This is a genomic window from Cardinium endosymbiont of Culicoides punctatus (genome assembly GCF_004354815.1).
Classification (GTDB): domain Bacteria; phylum Bacteroidota; class Bacteroidia; order Cytophagales; family Amoebophilaceae; genus Cardinium.
In genome coordinates this window covers 8,600-9,969 of record NZ_QWJI01000029.1, presented here as the reverse complement: position 1 = coordinate 9,969, position 1,370 = coordinate 8,600, and the positions used below count along the sequence as shown (strand labels likewise).

Below are 1,370 nucleotides of genomic sequence, written 5' to 3'. Positions count from 1 at the left end.
AAGGCATAGTTCGTGGCGTCTAGTTGAGACATAGCCAAAATAGCCATGGACTTTTCTTCAGGACTATATTCTGGATCGCGTAATATGTCCACACCGTTTTTTAAACCTGAATAAGGGCCAAATTGAAAAGGATAGTAAAAAGCAGGATGTTCTAAAACCATTAAAAAATAAGCTGGTACAGATATATTCAGTGGCATTGTACTATAGTGAAGAAGATATTGTTGCCATTGTTTATAATCTTTTACTGAACGGGTTATGATTTCATAGTATGGAAGTTTTCCTCCTTTCGATCCATATTTTTGATACAACAGATCATCTGCGTACATCAGTGAGCATAAGGATTCTGGGAAACGATTGTTAAATAACTCTTGAATCCATACATACAATTCCGATTCTTTAGGTAGATTTTGCTGCATTACTAATAGAGTATCTCGTACATAGCTGCTATTTTTTAACGTGCTTGCTACATTTTTATAACCATGATCATATTTCATAATATTGCTGACATGAATGGAACATATCAGAGTGAGTAGTTGTAAATCGATTTTATGAGACTTATATAATTTGTACGCATTTGTACATAACGATGCAGATTTACCACCCATAGCATAAATAACGAACTTCTTTTGTTCCAATGTATAACAGGAGTTAAATAAATAATCCAATGCTGCATCATAATAATAATCATTGTGCATATACATAGCCAAAAAATCTTTAGATCTAAAAAATTCTATAGGATTTGTATAACTACCTACTATTGCTTGTATCGCCTCTATTTTTTGCGGAAAGGTTACCCATGTTCCCCAATTACAGCCGTTTACGGTTATGTTAGTAGGTGCTTTATACTGTTTATAGTCTGGGTAATCACATAGACATGTTGTCCATGAAGGATGGCCTAATTTAGATTGATAGCCTTGATATTCAATATTTGCATATGATACAGGCGCAAAAAGGAGATGTAATATGAATACAATACTTGCATAAAAAGTTTTTTGTATAAACTGTACCATTAAATTATTCAAAATGTTCATCATCTCTTTCTAAGATTTTGTTTTGCTAAAAAAACTATATAAAACCACTATAATTTATGAGTAAAATTTTTAGCATGTTTCTTTTATCATCCACGTGCTGGTATCGTTTCGTAGAATGTAAAATGAGTTTTGCGGAACTCACGATAGCCCCTCATATAAGCCATCTCTTCTTTAGTAGCTAAAGTTCCATTTTTTACTTTATGAGCAATTTCTTTAAGACCCTCTGGGATAGTAGGGATGCTTATGAATTTATCTAAGGCTCTTTGTACTTCCTTATCTTTATAATCTATAATAAAAAAAGGATATTTATAAAACGTTGGCAAGTCAACCTTAAATAAC

Annotated in this window: 2 protein-coding genes; both read right to left on the bottom strand. The window is 32.3% G+C overall.

The annotated features are described in order from the left end of the window. A partial coding sequence (locus CCPUN_RS03865) for a hypothetical protein (protein ID WP_133282266.1) occupies nt 1-1,010 on the bottom strand: 1,010 nt, incomplete at its 3' end. A 107-nt stretch (nt 1,011-1,117) separates the two neighbouring features. Further along, on the bottom strand, nt 1,118-1,370 hold a 253-nt coding region (locus CCPUN_RS03860), incomplete at its 5' end, for a hypothetical protein (RefSeq protein WP_165941948.1).